At 61.2% G+C, this 585-nt stretch carries 1 pseudogene; it reads left to right on the top strand.

Annotated features, from left to right (window positions below):
* Window positions 1-149 precede the first annotated feature (149 nt).
* Window positions 150-461: pseudogene (locus tag AB4089_RS22945) on the top strand (ISL3 family transposase); the annotation flags it as partial.
* Window positions 462-585 lie beyond the last annotated feature (124 nt).

Below are 585 nucleotides of genomic sequence, written 5' to 3'. Positions count from 1 at the left end.
ACAACATGCGCCAACACGCCACCATGAAGCAGTAAGAAAACGTCGGTGGGGGCGGGTGGCCCCCACATACACGGCCACTGGCCCCCACCGGCAATATCAATGGCCCCGAAAGGCAATATCGAGTGGCTTCCAAACCTTCAAATACTCACCCGGCCACCAAAGCCTGGAAACGCTATGAACCCTGGATGACCACCATCGTCGATCTGGACACGGGACAGGTGCTCGGGATCGTGGACGGCCGTGACAGCCAGGGTGTCGGAGACTGGCTCTTCGCACGGCCACTCCAATGGCGCCTGGGCGTGCAGGTCGTCGCGATCGACCCGTCAGCTGCGTTCCGCAAGGCCCTGCGGATGTGGCTCCCGCGCACCGCTGTCTCGGTCGACGCGTTCCATCTGGTCAAGCTCGGCAACGACATGCTCACCGAAGTCCGGCAACGGGGCTCTTCACGGTTCGTGGGGAAAGTGATTCCCGGATGAGTGTCATGCCGCCGTCCGGACGGCACTTCTCATGAGGATAATCGATTTGTAGTTCCCGGCGTTTCGGTAGCCGCGGGCGGTTCGTTTGATGTGCTTGATGCTGGTGTTG

The sequence above is a fragment of the Arthrobacter sp. 2MCAF15 genome (assembly GCF_052115605.1).
Classification (GTDB): Bacteria; Actinomycetota; Actinomycetes; order Actinomycetales; family Micrococcaceae; genus Arthrobacter.
This window is presented reverse-complemented; position numbering and strand designations above follow the sequence as displayed.